Genomic DNA, 18,193 nt, shown 5'->3' with positions numbered 1-18,193 from the left:
TGAGAGCAACGGAATAGCAGAACAGGCTGATTTTGCGCTTATTTACCGAACTTTGCACTTACTCGAAGGGCGGCGGCGCCAGGACTTCACGGTTACCGTTATGGCCTTGCTCGCTGACGATCCCCTGAGCTTCCATCTGCTCAATGATACGCGCCGCGCGGTTATAGCCGATACGGAACTGACGCTGCACCCCCGAGATCGAGGCTTTGCGCTTCTCGGTTACGAAGTTGACCGCCTGATCGAACAGCGGATCCAGCTCTTCCCCGCCATCAAAGCCGCCACCACCGCCTTCGCTTTCGCTATCGGAGGTAATACCGTCAACATACTGCGGACGACCGCGCGCTTTCCAGTCCTGCACCACGGCGTGTACTTCCTGGTCACGGACAAACGCGCCATGGACGCGAACCGGCATCGTGGAGTTCGGCCCGGAATAGAGCATATCACCCATGCCCAGCAGCGATTCTGCGCCCCCCTGGTCAAGGATGGTACGCGAGTCAATCTTGCTCGATACGGTGAAGGCGATACGCGTCGGAATGTTGGCCTTGATAAGACCGGTAATCACGTCAACCGACGGACGCTGGGTCGCCAGCACCAGGTGAATGCCCGCCGCGCGCGCTTTCTGCGCCAGACGCGCAATCAGTTCTTCCACCTTCTTACCGACGGTCATCATCAGATCGGCGAATTCATCCACCAGCACCACGATGTACGGCAGTTTTTCCAGCACCGGATGCACGGCGTCCATACTGTCGCCCGGTTTCCAGTAAGGATCCGGGATCGGGCGTCCCATGCGTGCGGCCTCAGCGATCTTCTCGTTGTAGCCCGCCAGATTACGCACGCCCAGCGCCGACATCAGCTTATAACGGCGCTCCATTTCATTGACGCTCCAGCGCAGCGCATTGGCGGCGTCTTTCATGTCGGTGACCACTTCCGTCAGCAGATGCGGGATACCTTCGTACACCGACAGCTCAAGCATTTTCGGGTCGATCATGATGAAACGAACGTCTTCCGGCTGCGCCTTATAGAGCATGCTGAGGATCATGGCGTTCACGCCGACCGATTTACCCGAACCAGTGGTACCGGCAACCAGCAGATGCGGCATTTTCGCCAGATCGGCCACCACCGGATCGCCGGCGATATCTTTGCCCAGCACCACGGTAAGCGGCGATGGGTTCTCGCGGAATTTCGGACAATCGAGCACTTCGCGCAGGTATACGGTCTGGCGTTTTTTGTTCGGTAATTCCAGGCCAACGTAAGGTTTACCCGGAATAACTTCCACCACACGCACCGCCACGGTCGACAGCGAACGCGCAAGGTCGCGCGACAGGTTAGAGATACGCGCGGCCTTCACCCCCGGCGCGAGGTTCAGCTCGAAACGAGTGATCACCGGACCCGGTGAGTAGTTCACCACATCCGCTTTAATGCGGAAATCGGCGAGACGCGCTTCGACCAGACGCGCCATCTGCTCAAGCGCAAAGGTATCAACAGGTTCAACTTCGCTCGGCGGCGGCGTCAAGAGATCCAGCGACGGCAGCGGCGTTGTTGGTCTTTGCAGTGGACGGCTGTCGCCATTACGCATCAGTAGCGGATGAATAAGGCTATCCTGCGGCGACGGCGCGGGCTGCTGATAAGGCTGCTGAGCAACCGGCTGTTGTTGCTGCATTGGCTGCTGCGCAGGTTGATAAGCCTGCGGCTGCGGCGCTACCGGCTGATGGTGTACGGGCGGCTGCGCAGGTTGATAACCCTGCTGTGGCGCAGCTGCCGGTTGTTGATAATGCTGAGCCGGTTGCTGGGGCTGCACTTCCGGCGTCGGCGTAAACAACGGCTCGCTTGGACCATCATTGACCAGCGTTTTCATCGGCGAGAACTCATAGTCCGCCGGTGAGAAGGGATTGGCTCCCGGCGGCTGCTCGCTGGCATAGCGCTGCTGCTGGGTCGCGGCAAACTGGCGCGCCAGTTCGGCTTCAGCGGCAGCGTCTTCGTCCTGCTCATCGCTTTCGGATTCCCAGGACTCGCCATAGCGCTGTTGCTGGGTAGCGGCAAACTGACGCGCCAGCTCGTCCTGTTCCAGCGCATCGGCTTCTTCGTCGCTCAGCGGCTCATTATCGTAATGATGTTCAAGCTCGGCCCGACGCGCGCGCTCTTCAGCAATACGCTGAGACGGCAGCTTAATGCCATAGGAAGCAAGCTCCCGACGTGTCGGCACACGGACGCGATTCGGACGCGGCAATTTCGGACCAATGCCTTCTTTTACCTGTACCCGCGGGCCGCTGGATGCCGGGCTGAAAACTGGCGCTGCGTCAGCGGCGGTTGACGCCACTGAGGCGGCTGCGGCTGCGCTGCCAGAAGTGGTGGCCTGATGAACGCCTGCGGCGACGGCCGTCACGGCGGCGGCATCAACTGACGGTTTGGATGGGGCAGCCGGGGTGGTGATCGGTTTGGTCGCCACCGGGCTCGCCGGTTCAGGGATTGGCTGATACCAGGATTCAAGCAACTCACGCTCGCGCGCGCGCTTCTCTTCGACTTCCTCGAAGTAGTACATCGGCGGGCGTTTAGTTTCTTCCTGAGGAGTCTCAGGCTCAGCGGCTGGCGCCGGTTCCTGATGATAAATAGGTTGTTGAACAGCCGGTTCAGGCTGGTATATCGGCTGCTGCGGATGCGCGGCTTCCGGCTGGTAAACCGGTGGCTGCTGCGGCGCATACTCAGGCTGATACACAGGCTGTTGTGGATGCGCGGCTTCCGGCTGGTAAACCGGCGGCTGCTGCGGCGCATACTGAGGCTGATACGCCGGCTGCTGTGGATGCGCGGCTTCCGGCTGATACACCGGCTGCTGTGGATGCGCGGCTTCCGGCTGGTAAACCGGCTGCTGCTGCGGCGCGTATTCCGGCTGATACACTGGCTGCTGAGGATGCGCGGCTTCCGGCTGGTAAACCGGCGGCTGCTGCGGCGCATACTCAGGCTGATACGCCGGCTGCTGAGGATGCGCGGCTTCCGGTTGATAAACCGGCGGCTGCTGCGGCGCATATTCAGGCTGATACACCGGTGGTTGCAGGTGAGCGGCCTCCGGTTGGTATGCCTGCCCTGTCCCCTGCTCCGCCCATGCCTGCGGCGCAACGACAGCGGCGGAGGCGGCGCCGATCGGGTCGGCCACCGTATGGCCATTCAGTAGCGGATCGTAAGGGTCTAAATCGCCAGGACGCGCGGCGCTGGCGCCTGAGAACAGGACATCATCCGCAGCGACAGGCGCGCCGCTGGCGCTGTATTGTACTGCTTCCGCATCATCCATACGTTTACCGGAGAACAGCGCGGCATCGGTTTTACGCCCCATCGGGTTGGCGAACTTTTCCGCCAGACGCTTACGACGCGCTAGCGCACTGCGTAAGATGCGGGCGCGACGCGATTCCCGCGGCTGTGCGGTATCGTCGTCTTCTTCATCTTCATATTCATCATCTTCATATTCCCCTTCATCAACCCAGGTATCGTCCCGACGGGTACGATTACTGGCAAAGGTCAGAATAGAAAGGATTGCGCCGCCGAGTTTCTCGGCAATGCTGACCCATGACCAGCCGGTAAACAGCGTTAAACCCGCGGCCCAGATACAAAGCAAGGCGATAGTGCCGCCGCTACTGTGCAGCAAGGGTTGTAAGGTGGTGCTAAGCAGGCTGCCAATGACGCCGCCGGAAGCAAAGTACCAGATATCATCGGCGTTAATTGCCGCCAGGCCGCAGGAGGTGAGGATCAGCGCCAGCGCGCCGATCAGGCGCAACGAAACAGCGAAGTAATCGACATACTCGTCATTTTCCTGATGACGCCATGCAAACCAGCAGCCGCCGATGATGATCACGGGGATGGTGTAGGCCATTACGCCAAAGATGAAAAATAACGTGTCCGCCAGCCACGCGCCGGGCATGCCGCCCAGATTATGGATAGGCTCATGCCATGCGGTCTGTGACCAACTGGGATCGGATGGATTAAAGCTCAGTAATGCCGCCATCAGCCAGATGGCAAAAAGAGAGCAAAGGATGAGTAACGCCTCAAGAACGCGGCGCCCGCTGCTTAGCTTCGTTAGTTTGACTTCTTTGTCTTCGGTGTATTCCTGGCTCAAGAAAGGCTCTCCAGGTATCAGGCAATTTCCTGCCTGCTGCTAAAACGGACAACAGCGCCGGGTCTCCCCGGCACTGTTGCTGTATGGATTAACAGGAGTGTAATCAAACTACGTCGATTTTGCACCTGTTCCGTGTTAGCGCGTCTTGATTACCAGACGATTACTCTGCTTGACTTCTTCCATAACCACGTAGGTACGGGTGTCGTTTACGCCCGGCAGGCGCAGCAGGGTTTCGCCCAGCAATTTACGATACGCTGACATGTCCGGTACGCGGGTTTTCAACAGATAGTCAAAATCACCGGATACCAAGTGACACTCTTGAATTTCTTCAAGTTTTTGTACTGCGGCGTTAAATTGCTCAAACACATCTGGCGCACCACGATTCAGAGTAATCTCAACAAATACCAGAAGTGATGCATCCAGATAATGCGGGTTGAGCAGCGCCGTATAGCCCTGAATAAAACCCTGTCTTTCCAGTCGACGCACACGCTCAAGGCAAGGCGTCGGAGAAAGTCCCACCCGTTTGGAAAGCTCGACGTTGGAAATACGCCCGTCTTTTTGCAGTTCATTCAGAATGTTACGATCGATGCGGTCGAGATCTTTGCCAGGGCGTTTCTTGCTATCTACCATTATTATTGTCTCTCTGTATTCCTTCCCTACTCCTGTTCTGACTCTGCGCCTTCACTGCCAGAGCCCATCCCGTTATTACCCGTACGACGTTGAGTAACCCAGGGGTACGTGAGAAGCCCGTTGCCTGATGGCAGTCACCGACATCACGCATGGCGTCTGTCCACACCATGCGTAGATTTCGCTGACCCGGATAAAAATGGCATTTGCGTGCATGAACATTCGCCGCACGCGAAACACTGCTTTTCTTCTTCCATGAATGTTTTCGCAAAAGCACAGGGGATTGTCAAAGCAAAACATCGATTTTTAGTACAAGATGCCAGATATTCATCATCAACCCCCTCTGAATCTCATGTTTTCATCTTATAATCAGGGCGCTAACAGTAGAATTAATTATATTTTCCGCTCGTTAAATCGCCAATCCATCGGCGGGTTCTATTGCACATATCGTTAACAAAATCGCTACGCTCTTTTTTTACGCCCGCAAATTCCCTACAATCCAGCCCAATGTATGCCAATAAAATATGGGGATCTCATGGGCACAGCCAAACACAGTAAACTGCTTATTCTAGGTTCTGGACCTGCAGGATATACCGCGGCGGTCTATGCTGCGCGCGCCAACCTGCAGCCGGTGCTGATCACCGGCATGGAAAAAGGCGGTCAGCTGACCACCACCACTGAAGTGGAAAACTGGCCAGGCGACCCAAACGATCTGACCGGTCCGCTGCTCATGGAACGTATGCACGAGCATGCCACCAAGTTCGAAACTGAAATTATTTTCGACCATATCAGCAGCGTCGATCTGCAGAACCGTCCGTTCCGCCTGGTCGGCGACAGCGGCGAGTACACCTGTGACGCGCTGATTATCGCTACCGGCGCTTCCGCCCGTTATCTGGGGCTGCCTTCTGAAGAAGCTTTCAAAGGACGCGGCGTCTCTGCCTGCGCCACCTGCGACGGTTTCTTCTATCGTAACCAGAAAGTCGCGGTCATCGGCGGCGGCAACACGGCGGTTGAAGAAGCGCTGTATCTGTCCAACATCGCTGCTGAAGTGCATCTGATCCACCGTCGCGACACCTTCCGTGCGGAAAAAATCCTGATCAAGCGCCTGATGGATAAAGTGGAAAGCGGCAATATCGTGCTGCACACCGATCGCACCCTGGAAGAAGTCACCGGCGACCAGATGGGCGTCAGCGGACTGCGTCTGCGCGATACCAAAAATAGCGATAACGTTGAGACGCTGGACGTCGCCGGTCTGTTTGTCGCCATTGGACACAGCCCGAACACCGCTATCTTTGAAGGTCAGTTAGCGCTGGAAAACGGTTATATCAAAGTACAATCCGGCATCCACGGCAACGCCACGCAAACCAGTATCCCTGGCGTGTTCGCTGCGGGCGACGTGATGGACCATATCTACCGTCAGGCGATTACCTCCGCCGGCACCGGCTGTATGGCGGCGCTGGACGCGGAACGCTATCTGGATGGTTTAGCTGACGCTTGCAAATAATCTTTACAAGTCAGTAACAAAGGTAAAGAAGGCGACGAAAAGTCGCCTTTATTTTTGCCCCGTTGTAACATTGCCGTGCCCAAAAATCTCATAACGACACCTGCTAAGCGCGCAATGAATAAAACCCGTCAACAAGAGTTAACCCGCTGGTTAAAAGAAAAAAGCATTATCTCCCGTCGCTGGTTGATGATTTCTCGCCTGCTGGGCGTCGTGAGCGGTCTATTGATCGTCGCTCAGGCGTGGTTCCTGGCGCGAATACTTCACCGAATGATAATGGAAAATATCCCGGCGACGGCGCTGCTGCTGCCGTTTACCTTGCTGGCGCTGGTGCTGATCCTGCGCGCCTGGGTGGTGTGGCTACGCGAACGCGTCGGCTTCCACGCCGGCCAGCATATCCGTTATGAAATTCGCCGCCAGGTGCTTGACCGTCTTCAGCAGGCGGGCCCAGCCTGGATTCAAGGAAAACCCGCCGGCAGTTGGGCGACGCTCATCCTTGAGCAAATCGACGATATGCATGATTACTACGCGCGCTATCTACCGCAGATGACGCTGGCCGCCTGCGTGCCGCTGCTGATTGTTATCACTATCTTCCCCAGCAACTGGGCAGCCGCGCTAATTTTACTCGGCACCGCCCCGCTGATCCCGCTCTTTATGGCGCTGGTCGGGATGGGCGCCGCCGATGCTAACCGGCGCAATTTCCTTGCGCTCGGTCGCCTTAGCGGCCACTTCCTCGACCGTCTGCGCGGCATGGAAACGCTACGCCTGTTCAACCGCGGCGAGGCGGAAATTAACAATATCCGCGATGCGTCGCAGGATTTCCGCCAGCGGACGATGGAAGTCCTGCGTCTGGCCTTTCTCTCCTCCGGCGTGCTGGAATTCTTTACCTCGCTCTCTATCGCGCTGGTGGCGGTCTATTTCGGTTTTTCCTACCTCGGCGAGCTCGACTTCGGCCACTACGGCGTCGGCGTCACGCTGATGTCCGGTTTTTTAACCCTGATTCTGGCCCCGGAGTTTTTCCAGCCGCTACGTGATTTAGGCACATTTTACCATGCCAAGGCGCAGGCCATTGGCGCGGCGGATAGCCTGAAGACTTTTATGGAAACGCCGCTGGCGCAGGCTGAACGGGGCGAGAAAACGCTAAGCGATCATGAACTGATTCGCCTCGAAGCCCGCGATCTGATGGTGAAATCGCCGGATGGCAAAACGCTGGCAGGCCCGCTGAGTTTCACCCTGAACGCTGGCGAGCGCGTGGTCCTGGTCGGCCAGAGCGGTTCCGGTAAAAGCTCGCTGCTGAATACGCTGACAGGCTTTCTTCCCTATGAAGGTTCGCTACAGGTTAACGGCGTGGAGCTGCGCGATCTCGATGCTGAACGCTGGCGCCGGCTAATTAGCTGGGTCGGTCAAAACCCGCAACTGCCCGCCGCCACGCTGCGTGAAAACGTGCTGCTAGCGTGGCCAGAAGCCACGGAAGCGCAACTGCAGCTAGCCCTGGATAAGGCCTGGGTCAGCGAATTTATTTCCCAATTGCCACAAGGTATTAATACCCCGTTAGGCGATCAGGCTGGCGGCCTCTCGGTCGGCCAGGCTCAGCGTATTGCCGTTGCGCGCGCGCTGCTGGTGCCGTGCCGCCTGTTGCTGCTTGATGAACCAGCGGCCAGCCTTGACGCTCACAGCGAACAGCGTGTGATGCAGGCGCTATCTAACGCTTCTACCCAGCAGACCACGCTGATGGTTACTCACCAACTGGCAGGACTGGCCGAGTGGGATGCTATCTGGGTAATGCAGGATGGTCAGATTGTCGAGCAAGGCGGCTATGCGCAGCTTTCTGCCGCTGGAGGCGCGTTTGCCTCACTGTTAGCCCATCGCCAGGAGGAAATTTAAATGCGCGCACTGTTACCCTATCTGGCGCTATACAAACGCCACAAATGGCTGCTGACCCTCGGCGTGGTGCTGGCTATCGTCACTCTGCTGGCAAGTATCGGGCTATTAACGCTTTCCGGCTGGTTCCTGTCGGCCTCTGCGGTGGTCGGGGTCGCCGGGATTTACAGTTTTAACTACATGCTGCCTGCCGCAGGCGTTCGCGGCGCGGCAATTATTCGTACCGCCGGCCGCTACTTTGAGCGTCTGGTGAGCCACGATGCCACTTTCCGGGTATTGCAGCACCTGCGCGTCGCCACGTTTAGCAAACTACTGCCGCTCTCCCCTGCCGGGCTGGCGCGTTTTCGTCAGGGTGAGCTGCTCAACCGCATCGTGGCAGATGTCGATACGCTGGATCACCTCTATTTGCGCGTGATCTCGCCGCTGGTTGGTGCACTGGTGGTCATCCTGGTGGTGACCATCGGCTTAAGCGTACTCGATGTCACCCTGGCGCTAACGCTTGGCGGAATTATGCTGGCGACGCTACTCCTGCTGCCGCCGCTGTTTTACCGTGCTGGTAAGCCGACCGGGGAGCAGATCACCCAGCTCCGCGGGCAGTATCGCCAGCAACTCACCTCCTGGCTACAGGGGCAAGCCGAGTTAATGCTGTTTAATGCCAGCGATCGCTACCGTAAACAGATGGAAAAAACGGAACAGCGCTGGCAGGAGGCGCAGCGCCGCCAGGCTGAGCTCACCGCCCTGTCGCAGGCGCTGATGCTGCTGATTGGCGGCATCGCAGTGATCGCCATGCTGTGGATGGCCTCCGAAGGCGTTGGCGGTAATAGCCAGCCGGGGGCGCTGATCGCCCTCTTCGTGTTCTGCGCCTTAGCGGCATTTGAAGCGCTGGCGCCGGTCACCGGCGCCTTCCAACATCTCGGCCAGGTCATCGCGTCCGCTCGCCGCATTACGCAGATTACCGAGCAGCAGCCCGAGGTGACGTTCAGCCAGCAGACGCCGCAAAGCTTCTCCCAGGTAGCGCTTACCCTGAATGAGGTAACCTTCAGCTACCCGCAGCAGTCGGCCCCGGCGCTAAAAGATATTTCTCTGCAGGTCGCGGCAGGCGAGCATATCGCCATTCTTGGCCGTACCGGCTGCGGTAAATCGACTCTGCTGCAGCTATTGACCCGCGCCTGGGATCCGGCCAACGGTCAGATTCAGCTAAATGGCCAGCCACTTAGCGAGCTGTCTGAAACGACACTGCGCCAGGCGATGAGCGTCGTGCCGCAGCGGGTGCATCTCTTCAGCGCGACGCTGCGCGATAATCTGCTGCTCGCCGCGCCGCAGGTCAGCGACGCCAGGCTTGCCGATATCCTGGCGCGAGTCGACCTGGAGAAATTGCTTGAAGATAGCGGCCTGAATAGCTGGCTTGGCGAAGGCGGACGTCAGCTTTCCGGCGGCGAATTACGTCGACTGGCTATCGCCCGCGCGCTATTGCACGATGCGCCGCTGATGCTGCTTGATGAACCCACCGAAGGCCTGGATGCAACAACGGAAAGCCAGATCCTTGATTTACTTAGTGAAGTGATGCGCGATAAAACCGTGTTGATGGTCACTCACCGTCTGCGCGGGCTGGCGCGTTTTAATCAGATAATAGTCATGGACAACGGCCAAATTATTGAGCAAGGTAGTCACGCAGAGCTGCTGGCGAAACAGGGCCGTTATTACCAGTTTAAGCAACGTCTGTAAGCTATTATTGTCAACAATTGCTGGTGCGTATTGAGGTCAAAAATGCGTCTGGTTCAGCTCTCTCGTGACTCTATCGCCTTCCCTTCCCCGGAAGGCGCTCTGCGTGAACCAAATGGCCTGCTGGCGCTGGGTGGCGATCTCAGCCCAGCCCGTTTGTTGATGGCCTATCAGCGCGGTATTTTTCCATGGTTTTCTCCCGGCGACCCTATTTTATGGTGGTCGCCCGATCCACGCGCCGTACTGTGGCCGGAGCAATTCCACTATAGCCGGAGCATGAAACGTTTCCATCAACGTTCGCCCTATCGGGTGACGCTCAATCACGCCTTCGGCCAGGTTATCGAGGGCTGCGCCAGCCATCGCGATGAAGGCACCTGGATCACCCATGGTATCGTTCAGGCCTATCACCAGTTACATGAACTCGGTCATGCTCACTCCATCGAAGTATGGGATGAGGATAGGCTGGTCGGCGGCATGTATGGCGTGGCGCAGGGAGCGCTGTTTTGCGGCGAGTCGATGTTCAGCCGGGCGGAAAATGCCTCCAAAACCGCGCTAATGATCTTCTGTCAGGCTTTTGCCCAGGGCGGTGGCAGATTAATTGACTGTCAGGTTCTTAATGCGCATACCGCCTCTTTAGGAGCGATTGAAATCCCGCGCCGCGATTATCTCGATTACCTTTCCGTATTACGCACCTATCGCTTACCGGAGCGATTTTGGGTACCAAGGGTGCTATTTACCGGTAATGGATAAATGTTTTCAGCACATTTCTTAGCGCGGTGGTATAATTGCGCGGTAGAGTAGCTTCTGCCTGTTGCCCCGCCGCCGTTTGGGAATATTAAGAGTCAGATAACGCCCATCGTTCTGTCACTGCCCTTTACGTTTGCGCCTGTCATGTGGTTTTACCGCGTGTATTCCGGGCAATGCGCCAAAACTACTTCGGCGATTTATACCCGTCATGTTTTAAGCTGCAGGCGCTGGCTGCGCGCTATTATTTACCGCCAGCCTGCGACGCGAACTGTTTTGGGTATACGTAAAACTTTACATACTTGCTGAACTTCGGCATTATCTTGCCGGTTCAAAACTACGGTAGTGATACCCCAGAGGACTAGATGGCCAAAGAAGACAATATTGAAATGCAGGGCACCGTACTTGAAACGTTGCCTAACACTATGTTCCGCGTAGAACTGGAAAACGGTCACGTGGTAACTGCGCATATTTCCGGTAAAATGCGTAAAAACTACATCCGCATTCTGACGGGCGACAAAGTGACTGTTGAGCTGACCCCGTACGACCTGAGCAAAGGCCGCATTGTCTTCCGTAGTCGCTAATTGTTTCCGCCGCTAAGGCGTCAGATGCTGAAGGCCGGGCTCCTGCCCGGTCTTTTCATTTCAACTTCCCTCACAGCGACTTATTATTGCGCCTCTGTAATCAACGGCAAGGTGTCGTTTTGCGCTTCTTTCGGTACCTGAGCGCTGATTTTATCGATGCCAATAAAATCGGAAGCGAACCCAGCATATATCATTAAGCCATATTCGGTGGTAATGGTTTTCTCGGTAGTGTAGTTCTGTGACTGCGTCATCACATCCACCTTTTCCCCTTTGCTGGTTTTCATCATCATACCAACACGCTGGATAATTAATGCGCACTCCGGTATCTGCTGCGTCTTCATCTCTTCCGCGGAGATATCGACCGTTTGCACCCGGGTAAACTGGCCCGCTTCGTTGGGGAAAAAAGCGTTATAGCGTGATTGTCCTGGGATTTTCACCAGGTAGAAGGGATGTTCAGCACCGGTAAAACGATAACTTCCCGTCATATCCGGACATTGCGCCTGAGCGGTAATAGAAAACAGCGCCAGTGAGGCGCAGAGCAATAGCTTGCCGGGTTTCATGGTTCATCCTTGTGATGTGATCCGTCCTGCTCCACGCTAATAAAAAAAGACCGGGCTGTCACCAGCCCGGTCTTTATCACTGAACAATTCAGAATTTATTAATGCGCCGCTTCCGGTTTGTGCTTCTGCGCGCTGTGGAAGCCGTAGGTCAGCACATTGTTGGCTTTATCCAACTCAACGGTAACCTGGCCGCCGTCCACCAGCGAACCAAACAGCAGCTCGTTCGCCAACGGTTTCTTCAGGTTATCCTGGATCACCCGCGCCATTGGACGCGCGCCCATTGCCCGGTCATAGCCCTTCTCTGCCAGCCAGTCACGCGCTTCCTGACTCACCTCCAGCGATACGCCTTTCTGATCCAATTGTACCTGCAGTTCGACGATAAACTTATCGACTACCTGATGGATCACGGTGGTAGAGAGGTGATCGAACCAGATGATGTTGTCGAGACGGTTACGGAACTCCGGCGTAAAGATCTTTTTGATCTCTTCCATCGCATCGGTGCTGTTATCCTGCTGAATAAGACCAATCGATTTACGCTCGGTTTCACGCACCCCGGCGTTGGTGGTCATCACCAGCACCACGTTGCGGAAGTCCGCTTTACGGCCGTTGTTATCGGTCAGCGTACCGTTATCCATCACCTGCAGCAGGATATTGAAGACATCCGGATGCGCTTTTTCGATCTCATCAAGCAGCAGCACCGCGTGCGGATGTTTGATAACCGCATCGGTCAACAGCCCGCCCTGATCGAAACCGACGTATCCCGGAGGGGCGCCAATCAAACGGCTGACGGTATGACGTTCCATATACTCGGACATATCAAACCGCAGCAGTTCAATACCCAGCGCTTTCGCCAGCTGCACGGTGACTTCAGTTTTCCCAACCCCGGTCGGCCCGGCGAACAGGAAGGACCCAACCGGTTTATGCTCATGTCCAAGCCCGGCACGCGCCATTTTGATGGCTTCGGTAAGCGCTTCAATCGCTTTATCCTGACCAAAGACCAGCATTTTCAGGCGGTCGCCAAGGTTTTTCAGCGTATCGCGATCGCTGCGGGAGACGCTCTTCTCCGGAATACGCGCGATGCGCGCAACCACGGATTCGATATCCGCCACATTGACCGTTTTCTTACGCTTGCTGACCGGCATCAGCCGCGCCCGCGCGCCCGCTTCGTCGATCACGTCAATCGCCTTATCCGGCAGATGACGATCGTTGATGTATTTCACCGCCAGCTCGACCGCCGCTCGCACCGCTTTAGCGGTATAACGCACATCGTGGTGCGCTTCATACTTCGGTTTCAGGCCGTTGATGATCTGCACCGTCTCTTCGACAGAAGGCTCGGTCACGTCGATTTTCTGGAAACGACGCGCTAAGGCACGATCTTTTTCGAAGATGTTGCTGAACTCCTGGTAGGTCGTGGAGCCAATCACCCTGATCTTGCCGCCGGAAAGCAGCGGTTTAATCAGGTTAGCCGCATCAACCTGGCCGCCGGAGGCCGCCCCTGCGCCGATGATGGTATGGATCTCATCGATAAACAGGATGCTATTGGTATCCTGCTCAAGCTGTTTCAGCAACGCTTTAAAGCGTTTTTCAAAATCGCCGCGATATTTGGTTCCTGCCAGCAGCGAACCGATATCCAGCGAGTAAATAGTGCAATCCGCCATCACTTCCGGCACGTCGCCCTGGACGATACGCCAGGCGAGCCCTTCCGCAATCGCGGTCTTGCCGACGCCGGATTCTCCCACCAGCAGCGGGTTGTTCTTACGGCGGCGGCACAATACCTGAATAGCACGCTCCAGCTCTTTATCACGGCCGATCAGCGGATCGATACCGCCTACGCGCGCAAGCTGGTTGAGATTGGTGGTGAAGTTTTCCATACGATCCTCCCCGCCTGCTTGCTCTTCGTTACCCGGCTGGCTCGCATTGTTTTCCGAAGGCTGGCTGGGCTCGTCTTTGCGCGTGCCGTGAGAGATGAAATTCACCACATCAAGGCGGCTGACTTCATGTTTACGCAGCAGATAGGCGGCCTGCGACTCCTGCTCGCTGAAAATCGCGACCAGTACGTTAGCGCCGGTCACTTCGCTGCGACCGGAGGATTGGACGTGGAAAACCGCACGCTGCAGCACGCGCTGAAAGCTTAGCGTCGGCTGGGTGTCTCGCTCTTCTTCCGTAGCCGGAAGGACGGGAGTGGTCTGTTCGATGAAGGCTTCAAGTTCCTGACGCAAAGCGACCAGGTCCACGGAACAGGCTTCCAGCGCTTCGCGTGCCGAGGGGTTGCTGAGCAAAGCCAGCAACAAGTGCTCGACGGTCATAAATTCATGACGGTGCTCGCGCGCTCTGGCGAAAGCCATGTTTAAACTGAGTTCCAGTTCTTGATTGAGCATAGGCACCTCCCCCAATTTTCATGCCTGTAATCAGGCTTTCTCTAGCGTACACAGCAATGGATGCTCGTTCTCCTTGGCATACTGGTTCACCATAGCGACTTTGGTTTCCGCAACTTCGGCGGTAAAAACGCCGCAAATCGCCTTACCTTCATAGTGAACCGTGAGCATCAGTTGCGTTGCACGTTCTACATCATAAGAAAAGAATTTTTGTAACACGTCAATAACAAACTCCATTGGAGTGTAGTCATCATTGACTAATATCACTTTATACATAGATGGTGGTTTAAGCGCATCACGAACTTCATCTTCTACCAGTTGATCGAAGTCCAGCCAATCTCTCTTACTCATCGTCAATGTTCGTCATCGGTTGCTGTTGCCAACAGGCCGCGGCCTGTCGATGATCTGAGGTTATGCACGTTACAAATCTACAATAGATCATAGATAACTATCATCTATTGCTTCCATCCGCGACGCCTGTCACATTCCCCAGCAATAGCGTTAACTGCTTCAAATTTTGACGCATTTTTCACCGTCCACCCTCGTCAATTGCTTGACGCATTTCCGTATTTCTCTAAATTGTACTGGCGAGAGTTGGCGAGCAATTGTACAACTCGTGACTCCCTACCGGTTCATTCCATCTTACTTATAAAGATTTACGAAGGATGTCGAAGTATGGAAATGGGTACTGTTAAGTGGTTCAACAATGCCAAAGGGTTCGGTTTCATTTGCCCTGAGGGCGGCGGCGAAGACATTTTCGCCCATTACTCCACCATCCAGATGGATGGTTACAGAACGCTAAAAGCCGGGCAATCCGTTCGGTTTGATGTTCACCAGGGGCCGAAAGGCAATCACGCCAGCGTGATTGTTCCTGTGGAAGCAGAAACGGCTGCATAACTCTTTTGCTTCATTGTGTACATCCTGCTAATAAAATGCCAGTCCTTCTGACTGGCATTTTTATCACCTTACTCTCGTGCCAACGCATCCACAGGGTCTAATCGCGCGGCATTACGCGCCGGCAACCAGCCAAACAGCACCCCGGTCAACGTCGAACATAAAAATGCGGTCAATAGCGCCAGCGGCGAAAAACCGATTTCCCAACCGGGTAAGAACAGTTGCAAAATGAACGCAATCATCAACGATAAACTCACGCCGATGGCGCCGCCCACCAGACAAACCAGCACCGCTTCAATAAGAAACTGCTGCAGAACATCCCTGGCCCGGGCGCCAACCGCCATTCTGATGCCGATTTCACGGGTACGTTCCGTCACTGAAACCAGCATGATATTCATCACCCCAATTCCGCCGACGACCAGCGCGATCACCGCCACCAGGGTCAGGAACAGCTGTAAAGTATGTGTGGTCCTTTCCGCCGTTTTCAAGACACTGTCCATATTCCAGGTGAAAACATCTTTTTTGCCATGGCGGAGCTCAAGCAATCGCACCAGCTGCTGTTCAGCGGTGGCGCTATCGTAGCCCTCCTGCACGCGGACGGTTATCGAGTTTAGCCACGATTGCCCCATCACCCGTCCGGCCATCGTGGAGTAAGGTAGCCAGACGCGAAGAATTTTGCTGCTGCCGAACATCGATTGCTTCTCATCGGCCACGCCGACAATCGTCGCCGGCATATTACCGACCAAAATCACCTCGCCAACCACTTTCGCCTTGTGAGGAAATAGCTGGCGGCGGGCATTGCTATCCAGCACCACCACCTGCGCCCGGCTATTCAGCTGCAGCTCATTGAACGTATTTCCCTCGCTGAACGTCATACCGTAAACATTGAAATATTGCGCGCCAACGCCTTCGGCGCTGGCGGCCACATCGATATTATTGGCGCGCAGGCGCAGGCTTTTCGATACCGCCGGCGTCGCAGAGCTCACCCACGGCTGTTTTTGAATTGCCAGCAGATCATCATATTTTAACGCCTGCTGATAACGCGGATCGTCATCGCCAAAATCTTTGCCGGGGTAAACGTCGATGGTATTGGTGCCGATAGCGCGAATATCGGCTAAGACCAGTTGTTTCGCCGCATCGCCAACCACCACAATAGAGACCACCGAAGCGATACCAATAATGATGCCGAGCATAGTAAGCAGCGTACGCATTTTATTCGCCGCCATCGCCCGCCAGGCCATCACCAGCGCCTCGCGAAAACCGCTACTGAACTGACGCCAGACGGAAGGCTCCGCACGGGATTCGGCGCGAAGCACGCCGCCTTTCTCCGGCGATGACGGCGGCGGGTTACGCACAATTTCACCGTCGCGCAGCTCGATGACTCTCTCCGCCTGAGCCGCGACCTGCGGGTCGTGGGTGACGATAATCACCGTATGCCCCTGCGCCTTTAGCTGATGCAGGATGGCCATAACCTCTTCGCCTGAGCGGCTATCCAGCGCCCCGGTCGGTTCATCGGCGAGGATCACCTCACCGCCGTTCATCAGGGCGCGCGCGATACTCACGCGCTGCTGCTGGCCGCCGGAGAGCTGCGACGGGAAGTATTCCGCTCGCTCGCCCAGACCTAATCGGGTGAGTAAATCTCGCGCCCGTTCAAGACGAATCCGGCGCTCTTTGCCGGCATAAATAGCAGGGACCTCGACGTTTTGCGCCGCCGTGAGGTGCGATAACAGATGGTAACGCTGGAAAATAAAGCCGAAGTGCTCGCGGCGCAGCCTGGCCAGTTCATCGCCGCTCAGATGCGCCACATCGACCCCGGCAACCTGATAGGTGCCGCTGGTGGGCTTATCAAGGCAGCCAAGGATGTTCATCAGCGTCGATTTCCCGGACCCTGAAGCCCCGACGATCGCCACCATTTCCCCGGCGGCAATACTAAGGGTGATCCCCTTAAGCACGTCAACTTCACCGTCGCCAGAGGGGTAACTGCGGCGAATATCACGCAGTTCAAGCAGCGCCGTCATTTTGTCGCTCCGGGCGTGCTTTCGCTGATAATGACCTCATCGCCCTCTTCCAGCCCTTTCGCCACCGCCACATCGGTATCGTTACGCGCGCCAATAACGATTTCACGCTCTTTCACTTCCCCGTTGCGCAGCAGGCGCACGTTATAGCGGTTATCGCCGATGGCGTCGCCCAGCGCGCTGAGGGGAATAGTAATCACGTTTTTCACTTCCGCTAGCTGGATATGCACCTGCGCAGTCATTTCAAGACGCAGGATCCCCTGCGGGTTAGGGACTTCAAAACGCGCATAATAAAATATGGCATCATTGACCTTTTCCGGCGTCGGCAGAATATCCTTCAGCGTACCTTCGTAACGAGTCAGAGGATCGCCGAGTACCGTAAACCAGGCTTTTTGTCCCGGCTTAAGATGGATCACGTCAGCTTCCGAAACCTGCGCTTTGACCAGCATGGTACTGAGGTCCGCCAGGGTCAGAATGTTTGGCGCCTGCTGGGCGGCAATCACCGTCTGTCCCTGCAGGGTCGTGATTTGCGTCACTTCACCGGACATCGGCGCCAGGATACGCGTATAGTCGAGGTTGGTTTTCGCGGTGTCGAGGGTCGCCTGGTTGCGTTTGATCTGCGCTTCGATGGTGCCGATTTGCGCCTCTTTCACCGCCACATCGGTGGCGGCGGTATCCAGATCCTGGCGAGAAACCAGCTGACGCTGCGCCAACTGCTGCTGGCGCGCTAATGTTACTTGCGCGAGCTTGCGTTCGGCCTGCGCCTGTTTCAACTGCGCGCGCAGTTCCATGAGCGTCGCGTCGACTTCTTTAATCTGGTTTTCCGCCTGCTCCGGATCGATGACCCCCAGTAGCTGGTCTTTCTGCACTTTATCGCCAATATTGACGCGCAGCGTTTTCAACTGGCCGCTGACCTGGGCACCGACGTCGACTTTACGCAGAGCATCTAATTTGCCCGTCGCCAGAACGCTTTGCTGCAGATCGCTTTTGCGCGCCACCAGCGTTTGATACTGCGGCAACGGCGCGTTAAGAATGCGCCATCCCCAGATGGCCGCTATCACTACCACTAACGCCAACAGCCACCAGACTTTCCTGCGTTTTCCATTCAATGTCATAAAAAAATTCCTGATCTTTTCCCCGCAGCTCGGATGATGATTCTATCTAAACCGCGTGACAACAGAACTTAAT

Annotated in this window: 13 protein-coding genes; 6 read left to right on the top strand and 7 right to left on the bottom strand. The window is 56.1% G+C overall.

Going from position 1 to position 18,193, the window contains the following annotated elements; all coding sequences use genetic code 11:
• Nucleotides 1-58: 58 nt before the first annotated feature.
• Both ftsK and lrp read right to left on the bottom strand, forming a co-directional pair.
• A complete protein-coding gene (gene ftsK / locus AC2CGP_RS16720; RefSeq protein ID WP_213759817.1) occupies nucleotides 59-4,102 on the bottom strand; it encodes a DNA translocase FtsK in 4,044 nt (1,347 codons plus the stop codon).
• Between the two features lie 135 nt (nucleotides 4,103-4,237).
• Nucleotides 4,238-4,732: a leucine-responsive transcriptional regulator Lrp gene (lrp, locus tag AC2CGP_RS16715; RefSeq protein WP_000228469.1), complete on the bottom strand. Its 495-nt coding sequence runs from the start codon at nucleotides 4,730-4,732 to the stop codon at nucleotides 4,238-4,240.
• Nucleotides 4,733-5,264: 532 nt separating this feature from the next.
• Here lrp and trxB point away from each other — a divergent pair.
• From trxB to infA, 5 genes are all read left to right on the top strand, one after another.
• Nucleotides 5,265-6,233 (top strand): thioredoxin-disulfide reductase, encoded by a 969-nt coding sequence (gene trxB / locus AC2CGP_RS16710; protein WP_015367489.1) that lies wholly within the window; start codon nucleotides 5,265-5,267, stop codon nucleotides 6,231-6,233.
• 114 nt (nucleotides 6,234-6,347) lie between these two features.
• Nucleotides 6,348-8,114: a heme ABC transporter permease/ATP-binding protein CydD gene (gene cydD / locus AC2CGP_RS16705; RefSeq protein ID WP_046883511.1), complete on the top strand. Its 1,767-nt coding sequence runs from the start codon at nucleotides 6,348-6,350 to the stop codon at nucleotides 8,112-8,114.
• Nucleotides 8,115-9,836 (top strand): heme ABC transporter ATP-binding protein/permease CydC, encoded by a 1,722-nt coding sequence (cydC, locus tag AC2CGP_RS16700; protein WP_484502396.1) that lies wholly within the window; start codon nucleotides 8,115-8,117, stop codon nucleotides 9,834-9,836.
• A 42-nt stretch (nucleotides 9,837-9,878) separates the two neighbouring features.
• Nucleotides 9,879-10,583: a leucyl/phenylalanyl-tRNA--protein transferase gene (aat, locus tag AC2CGP_RS16695; RefSeq protein ID WP_015367492.1), complete on the top strand. Its 705-nt coding sequence runs from the start codon at nucleotides 9,879-9,881 to the stop codon at nucleotides 10,581-10,583.
• A 359-nt stretch (nucleotides 10,584-10,942) separates the two neighbouring features.
• Nucleotides 10,943-11,161 (top strand): translation initiation factor IF-1, encoded by a 219-nt coding sequence (infA, locus tag AC2CGP_RS16690; protein WP_001040187.1) that lies wholly within the window; start codon nucleotides 10,943-10,945, stop codon nucleotides 11,159-11,161.
• Nucleotides 11,162-11,244: 83 nt separating this feature from the next.
• On the opposite strand, the gene AC2CGP_RS16685 is transcribed toward infA, so the two are convergent.
• From AC2CGP_RS16685 to clpS, 3 genes are all read right to left on the bottom strand, one after another.
• Nucleotides 11,245-11,721 (bottom strand): hypothetical protein, encoded by a 477-nt coding sequence (locus tag AC2CGP_RS16685; protein WP_045359950.1) that lies wholly within the window; start codon nucleotides 11,719-11,721, stop codon nucleotides 11,245-11,247.
• Between the two features lie 98 nt (nucleotides 11,722-11,819).
• Complete coding sequence (gene clpA, locus AC2CGP_RS16680; RefSeq protein ID WP_015367493.1) at nucleotides 11,820-14,099, bottom strand: ATP-dependent Clp protease ATP-binding subunit ClpA; 2,280 nt, start codon at nucleotides 14,097-14,099, stop codon at nucleotides 11,820-11,822.
• A gap of 30 nt (nucleotides 14,100-14,129) precedes the next feature.
• On the bottom strand, nucleotides 14,130-14,447 hold the full coding sequence (gene clpS, locus AC2CGP_RS16675) for an ATP-dependent Clp protease adapter ClpS (protein ID WP_015367494.1): 318 nt from the start codon (nucleotides 14,445-14,447) through the stop codon (nucleotides 14,130-14,132).
• Nucleotides 14,448-14,771: 324 nt separating this feature from the next.
• On the opposite strand from clpS, the gene cspD reads away from it, so the two are divergent.
• Nucleotides 14,772-14,993, top strand: a complete 222-nt coding sequence (cspD, locus tag AC2CGP_RS16670; protein WP_015367495.1) for a cold shock-like protein CspD — start codon at nucleotides 14,772-14,774, stop codon at nucleotides 14,991-14,993.
• Nucleotides 14,994-15,061: 68 nt separating this feature from the next.
• Here the strand turns inward: cspD and macB are convergent, their stop codons facing one another.
• Complete coding sequence (gene macB / locus AC2CGP_RS16665; RefSeq protein ID WP_213759819.1) at nucleotides 15,062-17,008, bottom strand: macrolide ABC transporter ATP-binding protein/permease MacB; 1,947 nt, start codon at nucleotides 17,006-17,008, stop codon at nucleotides 15,062-15,064.
• A complete protein-coding gene (gene macA / locus AC2CGP_RS16660) occupies nucleotides 17,005-18,120 on the bottom strand; it encodes a macrolide transporter subunit MacA (RefSeq protein ID WP_015367497.1) in 1,116 nt (371 codons plus the stop codon). The genes macB and macA overlap by 4 nt, the downstream gene beginning before the upstream one ends.
• Nucleotides 18,121-18,193: the final 73 nt, after the last annotated feature.

It is taken from the genome of Klebsiella sp. SYXHC3, from assembly GCF_057196925.1.
The sequence above is the reverse complement of the archived record's forward strand: the minus strand, read 5'-3'. Positions and strand labels throughout refer to the sequence as shown.

Excerpts from the sequence above, each read along its gene's own strand:
- cydC (WP_484502396.1), top strand. The coding sequence starts at position 8,115 with ATGCGCGCACTGTTACCCTATCTGGCGCTATACAAACGCCACAAATGG.
- clpA (WP_015367493.1), bottom strand. The coding sequence starts at position 14,099 with ATGCTCAATCAAGAACTGGAACTCAGTTTAAACATGGCTTTCGCCAGA.
- macA (WP_015367497.1), bottom strand. The coding sequence starts at position 18,120 with ATGACATTGAATGGAAAACGCAGGAAAGTCTGGTGGCTGTTGGCGTTA.
- AC2CGP_RS16685 (WP_045359950.1), bottom strand. The coding sequence starts at position 11,721 with ATGAAACCCGGCAAGCTATTGCTCTGCGCCTCACTGGCGCTGTTTTCT.
- infA (WP_001040187.1), top strand. The coding sequence starts at position 10,943 with ATGGCCAAAGAAGACAATATTGAAATGCAGGGCACCGTACTTGAAACG.
- trxB (WP_015367489.1), top strand. The coding sequence starts at position 5,265 with ATGGGCACAGCCAAACACAGTAAACTGCTTATTCTAGGTTCTGGACCT.
- cspD (WP_015367495.1), top strand. The coding sequence starts at position 14,772 with ATGGAAATGGGTACTGTTAAGTGGTTCAACAATGCCAAAGGGTTCGGT.
- cydD (WP_046883511.1), top strand. The coding sequence starts at position 6,348 with ATGAATAAAACCCGTCAACAAGAGTTAACCCGCTGGTTAAAAGAAAAA.
- aat (WP_015367492.1), top strand. The coding sequence starts at position 9,879 with ATGCGTCTGGTTCAGCTCTCTCGTGACTCTATCGCCTTCCCTTCCCCG.
- macB (WP_213759819.1), bottom strand. The coding sequence starts at position 17,008 with ATGACGGCGCTGCTTGAACTGCGTGATATTCGCCGCAGTTACCCCTCT.
- clpS (WP_015367494.1), bottom strand. The coding sequence starts at position 14,447 with ATGAGTAAGAGAGATTGGCTGGACTTCGATCAACTGGTAGAAGATGAA.
- lrp (WP_000228469.1), bottom strand. The coding sequence starts at position 4,732 with ATGGTAGATAGCAAGAAACGCCCTGGCAAAGATCTCGACCGCATCGAT.